Annotated in this window: 5 protein-coding genes; all 5 read left to right on the top strand. The window is 70.4% G+C overall.

Annotated elements, in window-relative coordinates:
- The first annotated feature begins 181 nt into the window (after window positions 1-181).
- Window positions 182-514, top strand: coding sequence for a PadR family transcriptional regulator (locus F4X11_11670; protein MYN65671.1), 333 nt, complete (start codon window positions 182-184; stop codon window positions 512-514).
- Window positions 515-551: 37 nt separating this feature from the next.
- On the top strand, window positions 552-3269 hold the full coding sequence (locus tag F4X11_11665; GenBank protein MYN65670.1) for an ABC transporter permease: 2718 nt from the start codon (window positions 552-554) through the stop codon (window positions 3267-3269).
- Window positions 3270-3446: 177 nt separating this feature from the next.
- Entirely contained in the window at window positions 3447-3935 is a 489-nt protein-coding gene (locus tag F4X11_11660) for a hypothetical protein (protein MYN65669.1), read from the top strand.
- 78 nt (window positions 3936-4013) lie between these two features.
- The gene (locus F4X11_11655; protein MYN65668.1) at window positions 4014-4478 is read left to right on the top strand and encodes a DUF420 domain-containing protein; all 465 of its coding nucleotides are present in this window, start codon (window positions 4014-4016) and stop codon (window positions 4476-4478) included.
- 258 nt (window positions 4479-4736) lie between these two features.
- A complete protein-coding gene (locus F4X11_11650) occupies window positions 4737-7457 on the top strand; it encodes a protein kinase (protein ID MYN65667.1) in 2721 nt (906 codons plus the stop codon).
- Window positions 7458-7486: the final 29 nt, after the last annotated feature.

Here is a 7486-nt window from a genome sequence, read left to right as displayed (position 1 = left end):
CGCTGGTGAACTGGATCTGGTTCGGGTTCGCGCTGCTGGCGTTCGGGACCGGGATCGCGCTGCTGCCGGAGAGCCGGTTCGCGTTTCTTGCCGGCAGGGCGCCGCCGGGAGAAGTGGGCGCCGCCTCCGGGTCACTGGCGCTGCCGGCGAATCGGTAGCACGCCGGAGAAAGCGAGCAACCATGACCACCGACCGTCTCGACCTGCCGCAGGGCACGCTCGAGCTGCTGATTCTCAGGACGCTGGCGCTGGAGCCGCGGCATGGCTGGGGTATCTCCGAACGGATCCGGCAGGTGTCGCGCGACGTTCTGGAGGTTCGGCAGGGATCGCTCTATCCCGCGCTGCACCGCCTGGAGCGGCGCGGCTGGATCGCCGCTTCGTGGGGAACGTCCGAGCACAACCGGCGGGCCAAGTACTACGCGTTGACGCCGAAGGGGCGCCGCCAGCTCAAGTCCGACGTCGACGCGTGGCGTGCGCTCACGACGGCGGTCGGCCACGTGCTCGACGCCGGCTAGGAGTCCGGCGCAGACGAAGCTGCCAGCGAGCACGCCGATGCTGAACGACCTCGCCTTCCGGCTACGCACCCTCTTCCGCCGCAGCGCCGCGGAAGACGACCTCGACGACGAGCTGCGCTTCCATCTCGAACGCAGCGCCGAGCAGCATGTGACCCGCGGGCTCTCGGCGCGAGAAGCCCGGCGGCGAGCGCGGCTCGAGTTCGGCCAGGTAGATGTCGTCAAGGACGACTGCCGGGAGAGCTGGGGCATCCGGCAACTCGACGCCCTTCATCAGGACGTCGTGTACGCGCTGCGGCTGATCCGGAAACACCCGGCCCTGTCGGCCGTGGCGGCGGTCTCCCTCGCGATCGGGATCGGCCTCAATACGGCGCTCTTCGCGCTACTGGATGCCACGGTGCTGCGACGGCTACCGGTCGCTCACCCCGAGCAGCTCGTCGACGTCTACACCAGCGACGTTGACGGTTTCTCCTGGTACGGCAGCTCGTATCCGGACTACCTGGATTTGCGCCGCGGCACCCGAACGCTCACGGGGCTGCTGGGCTACGTCCCCTCGGTAGGAGCAGTCAGGATTGGTGATCGGACCCGGCCGCTGACCGGCGAAGCGGTCACGGGCAACTACTTTCAGCTACTCGGTGTGCCGGCGGCGCTGGGGCGCGCGCTGCTGCCCGAGGACGACCGTCCCGGCTCCACCCCGGCCGTCGTGATCTCGACCGGCCTGTGGTCCGACCTGTTCGGCGACGACCCGGAAGTCATTGGACGGTCGCTCTGGATCGGCGGTCGCTCGTACACCGTCGTCGGCGTGACTCCGGAGAGCTTCGGAGGCCTGACGCCGCCGATCCTCACACCCGCGTTCTGGATACCGATGACCTGGATCGACGACGTCCAGCCGACGGTGATGCACAACGGGTCGCCTGCGCCCGGAGCCACCCGACTGCAGAGCCGGGGACTTCGCTGGCTGCTCGTGAAGGGCCGACTTCGGAACGGCGACACCGCCGCCGGCGTTGCCGACGACCTGAACGGCGTGATGCAGATGCTCGAGGAGGAGTACCCCGATTCGAACGCGGGACTCCGCGCGACCGTCATTCCGACAGGCGATGTGTCGACCCATCCCGTGTTCGAGGATCGCCTGCGCGCCAGCGCGGCCAGCCTGCTCGTACTGCTCGGACTGGTGTTGCTGATCGGTTGCGCGAACGTCGCCGGGCTTCTGCTGGCGCGGGCATCCGCACGGCGGCGGGAAATCGGCCTGCGTCTCGCGGTGGGGGCGAGCCGCGGACGTCTGCTGCGGCAACTGCTCGTCGAGAGCGTGGTGCTGGCTCTGTTCGGCGTGACCGGGGGCATCGCGCTCGCCTGGGGCCTCCTGGAGGGGCTCGGCGCCGTTCCCGTCGCGCTGCTGGTTCCCGTCGCGCTCGATCTTTCCCTGAACGGCCGGGTACTGGCCCTGTCGGTCGTCGTCGCGATGGGGGCCGGTATCACGGCCGGCCTGATGCCTGGATGGACCGGCACGCGGTCCAGCGTGCTGGCCGAGCTGGCCGGGCGTGCTCCCGCGTGGTCACTGGGGAGCCGCAGGTGGAGCCTCCGCGAGGCTCTGGTGGCGCTGCAGATCGCCGTTTGCCTGGTGCTCCTCGTCGTGGCCGGTCTGCTGGGACGCAATCTGTCGGTGGCCAGCCGGATCGATCCCGGCTTTCGTGCCGACGAGATCGCCTCGGTCACGGTGGGCCTCGGCCTAGTCGGATACGGCGAGAACGAGGCTGCACGGTTCCTCGAGCGTGCACGGGAACGGGTGCGAGAGTTGCCTGGCGTCCAGGCGGTCGCCCACGCCGACCGTTCGCCGCTGTCCATCAACTTCAACCAGGCCGCCATCGGACCGGCCGACGGCCGCGGACCGGACGCGCCGCCAGGCTCGGTCGAGACGGTGACCGTCAGCGAGGAGTACTTCGACGCCCTGGGGGCGCCGATTCTCGAGGGCCGGCCCTTCGATACCGCCATCGATACGCCCGGTTCGCCCCGGGTGGCGATCGTCAACGAGGCGCTGGCGCGGCGGTGGTGGCCGGGCACGAGCGCCGTCGGCAGGCGGATTCAGCCGGGGGGCCGCGGCAGCAGTCGGCCGCCGGTGGAGATTGTCGGCGTTGTCCGCGACTACAAGGTCCGGTTTCTTCAGGAGCCGCCCACGCCGTACGTCCACTACGCCGCGTCGCAGGGACCCGGCATGATGGCCCTGGTCCCCGTACTGCTCGCGCGCACCGCGGGCGATGCCGGCGCACTTGGCGCGAGGATGCAGGAGGAGTTGCGTGCGGTCGATCCGGACATCGTCTTCTGGCAGGGGCTGACGCTGCGCGACAACGTGGCGTCGCAGTTGCTTCCGGCGCAACTCCTCGCGGTGATGCTCGGTGCGGCGGGACTGGTGGCCGTCTGGCTGGCGGCCATCGGCCTGTACGGCGTCATCGCCTACGCGATCGTGAGGCGGACGCAAGAGATCGGCATCCGTTTGGCGCTCGGCGCGACGCACCGTGACGTACTGGGGCTCGTTGCCCGTCAGGGGGCTCTCGTCGTGGGTATCGGCGCGGTGCTGGGCTCGGCGGCGGCGTTCGCGGCGGCCCGCGCCACTGCCGGCGTGCTGTTCGGCATCGATCCGGCGGACGCGCTCGCCTGGGGCGGCGCGTTGGTCGTGCTGGTCGCCGTCGGCGTCATGGCGCACGCCGTTCCGGCCCTGCACGCGGTTCGCGTAGCGCCTTCGACGGCGCTACGCTCGGAATGAGCCGGCGTGTGCTCCACGACGCTCTACTGGAGCCTCGACCTCGGTCCGATACCCTCTCCAGACGCGGCCGGCGCGGAAGACGCGGTTCGTGCGCGGACCCGCGCCGATCTCGAACCGTGGCGGCGACGGCAGTCCGCCGGGGCAACCGCGAGCGCACGAACTGGCCGACGGTGCAAGATGACGCTCCGCGTGGTGATTCTCTCCACCCTCCGCAAATGGATCGATGCCGCCCAAAGATCCGGCGACCGCGCGTTGATCGGGACTCTGCGTGACGCGGCCGACCGAATAGACCCACCCCCCGACGCCGGGGCGTCGGGCGACCGGTCCTCCACCACAAAGGGCGGCATGCGTGACACAACCGGCCCGACCACTTTTACGGTTCGACTCCGCGGCACGCGTACGTCGGAGTTGAGCATCACCGGCACGTCGGCGGTGGTTCAGGATGGTGCGCTGTTGATCTACGGCGCCGGCGGGAACGTGGTTTTCGCCGCGCCGTTCGAAATGGTCGGGTACTGCATCCGCACGGACGCGCAGGTCCCCGACGCCCGCCGCCGTTCGCCGAGCCCGCGCGCAAAGACGCGTCCGGGCCACGCCCGGCCCGTGGAGACGGGATCCACGGCGCGCCAGACGAGTGCGGCGACCTCCGATCCGCGCAGCTCCGCGTAGAACGACGACGCGTCCCCCGCGGCGGCGGCGCGGAGGGAACCGCGTGATGGAGCCTGTCTCGGGCGGAATGAGGTGCGAATGCCAACCACGGGCTTTCTCGGTACGCGGGCGGACGCCTTCGTGGATGCCGCGATCGTCTTCTTCGTTCTCGCCCCGTTCCTGATGGTCTACGCGCTCCGCCTCGCGGCGCAACGACGGCACCGCGAGCACCGCAACTTCCAGGCGGGCCTCCTGCTGGCCGCCATCGTGGCCGTCCTGATGCTGGAGATCAGCATCCGCTTCGGCAGCGCCGGCGAAGCCTACGCCGCGAGCTCGTTCTACGGCCCGCCGATGGCCGCGCTCTTCGTCGTGCACCTCGCGATCGCCGTCCCGACGTTCGTCCTCTGGTGCTGGCTGGCGCGACTCTCGTGGCGCCGCTTCTCCCACACCCTCCCCGGCCCCTTCGGCCGGAGGCACCGGCGCCTGGGCAGGCTCGCCTTCGTGGGCCTGTGCCTCTCGTCCGCCACGGGTATCGGCCTGTACGTCATGGGCTATGCGTTCTGACGGACGCATGCCAGGGTTTCGTGCCCCGAGCTGGTTCGGTCTCGACAACGGCTGGCGGCGTTCCTCCGGATACCGGAGGTTTCCATCGACCTCGACAAGGGACACAGGAACCTCGCCACCTGGTCCGGGGGCATGGATTCGCTGGTCGATCGGGCCTACCTGGACGAGATGGTCCGGACCATCTGCGGTGCTAACATGGACTCGTAGTTTCCGGAGTTCGGAAGCGGGCGGGACGCGCCCGAGCCGGCTCCCTGACCGATGCCCCTCAGCACCGGCGACAGGCTGGGCCCCTACGAGATCCAGGCTCCCCTCGGGGCCGGGGGCATGGGCGAGGTCTACCGCGCCACCGATACCCGGCTCGACCGCTCGGTCGCCGTCAAGGTCCTGACGCAGCAGGTCGCCGCCAACCCCGAGGCGCGCGAACGCTTCGAGCGCGAGGCGCGGGCGGTGGCCGGGCTGAGCCATCCGCACATCTGCACGCTGCACGACATCGGCAACCAGGACGGCACCGACTACCTGGTCATGGAGCTGCTCGGGGGCGAGTCGCTGGCCGCCCGCCTCGAGCGCGGCCCCCTTCCGCTCGACGAGGCGCTGTCGATCGGCATCGCCGTCGCGGAAGCCCTCGACGCGGCGCACCGGCAGGGAATCGTGCACCGCGACCTCAAGCCGGGCAACGTGATGCTCACCCCTGACGGCGTGAAGCTGCTCGACTTCGGACTGGCGAAGCTCGGAGCCGGGCAACAGGAAACCGACGCCGACGAGGCCCCGACCCGCACCGCGGCGCTGACCGCCGAGGGGACGATCCTCGGCACGCTGAACTACATGTCCCCGGAGCAGCTCGACGGCAAACCCGCCGACGTCCGCTCCGACGTCTTCGCCTTCGGCGCCACGCTCTACGAGATGATCACCGGACGCCGGGCCTTCGAGGGCGCGGGGCAGGCGAGCATCATCAGCGCCGTCGTCAAGGACCAGCCCCCGGCGATTGTGGAGGTCCAGCCGCTGGCCCCGACCACGCTGGGCCGGTTGGTCGAGACGTGTCTGGCAAAGGACCCCGACGACCGTTGGCAGACCGTGCGCGACCTGAAGCGGGAGCTGCGCTGGGTCGCGCAGACGGACTCCAGCGAGGCGCACGCGGTCGAATCGGTGGCGCAGTCGGCGCCCTCGCGCCCGTGGTTCGCAGGCAGCGTCGCCGGCGCCGCGATCATCGCCGCCGCCGCGGGCTGGGCTCTCAAGCCGGCTCCCGTGCTCCCCACCCCCGACGTGCAGCGCTTCGTCATCGACGCTCCCGCCGGCCACCGGGTGACCCGGCCCTTCGGCGTGTCGCCCGACGGCAGCGTCGTGGTCTACGGCGCCGGCGACGGCGAGGTGGACCGTCTCTACGCGCGTCCGCTCGACTCGTTCTACACGACGCCGGTGGCCGGCTCCGAGGGCATCGGCGGAGACTTCCTGGTCTTCTCGCCCGACAGCCTACAGGTGGCGTTCCTGACGCGGGAAGACGACGGCTCCACGCTGTACCGCTTGTCGCTCGCCGGCGGCGGCCGCCTGCCGATTGCCGAGATCGGTCCCGGTTTCCGGGGCGCGGTCTGGCTTCCCGACGACACGCTCGTGCTGGGCGGACTGCGCACGGGCTTGCGGAGGGTGCCGGCAACCGGCGGCTCTCCCGAGCCCCTTACCACCCTGGACGACGGGGAGTTCGCTCACATCTATCCCCTGGCCATTCCGGGTCGGGACGAGATCCTCTTCACGGTCGTGCCGAACGTGCGGAACGACCGGGAAGCATTGGCATCCGCGTGGTCCGCCGTGTACTCGCCCGCGACCGGGGACACGAGCAGGCTCCTGGACGGCATCGTCAGCGCCTATCTCGAAAGCGGCCACCTGTTGTACCAACGCGGCGCAGGCGGCGAGGGCGTTTACCTGGTCGGGTTCGATCCGGGCGAGCTGCGCGTGACCGGGGATCCCGTGCCGTATCAGACGTGGGCCAACGAGCTGCTGGACACCGACGAGTCGCTCGCCGGCGCCGCGCTGAGCCGCACCGGCGTTCTGGCGTACCTGCGTCGCGCCGCCGGCTCCGAGTTGCGCACGCTCGCGTGGGTCGACCGCTCGGGTCGCGAGGAACCGCTGCCGCTCGATCCAGCCGTCTATCGGATCGTGCGGGTCTCGCCGGACGGCGATCGCATCGCGCTCGACCGACGTGACGATCCGCTCGACGTGGGGAGTCACGACGTCTGGGTATTCGACCGGGAGCGCAGCAATCTGAGCTCGCTCGTCCGCGACGAGCACTACAACCACTATCCGCTCTGGTCGGCCGACGGAGAGACGATCGCGTTCACGTCGGCGCGCGACGGCCCTCGCGAGATCTACACGCGCGCGGCGGACGGCACCGGTCCGATCCACCGGCTCACGGATGACGACATCTCGCAGTGGCCCCTGGCCTGGTCAGCCGACGGACGCACGATGGCCGTCGTCGCCCAGCCCACGCCGGGCGGACAGGGACCCTTCGACATTCACCTGCTGTCGCTCGACGGCGACGATCCCGACGGCCGGCCGCTGTTCGATTCGCAGGCCAGCGAGGGCCAACCCGACCTGTCGCCGGACGGCCGTTGGATCGCCTACCGGTCGGACGAGTCCGGCCGCGACGAGGTGTACGTACAGCGCTTTCCGGAGCTCGGCGGGCGCATCAAGATATCGACCGACGGCGGCACTTCGCCCCGCTGGTCCCCGGACGGCGCGGAGCTCTACTACAGAAGCGGCTCGGCGATGATGGCGGTCACGATCGGCAACGCCGGCGCATCGCTCGACGTCGGCCTGCCCCGGCTGCTGTTCGACGGCCCGTACCTGAACGACAGCGGGCGGAACTACGACATCGCCCCCGACGGCCGCTTTCTCATGGTCAGGCTCGCGGACGACGCCAACCTGACGCAAGTGCACGTGGTCGTCAACTGGTTGGCGGAGTTGCAGGCGATGTTGCCGTCCCGGTAGCGCGGCTCGCGCCCTTCTGCCTGCGGCTC

The organism is Acidobacteriota bacterium (assembly GCA_009861545.1).
GTDB lineage: Bacteria > Acidobacteriota > Vicinamibacteria > Vicinamibacterales > UBA8438 > WTFV01.
The sequence above is the reverse complement of the archived record's forward strand: the minus strand, read 5'-3'. Positions and strand labels throughout refer to the sequence as shown.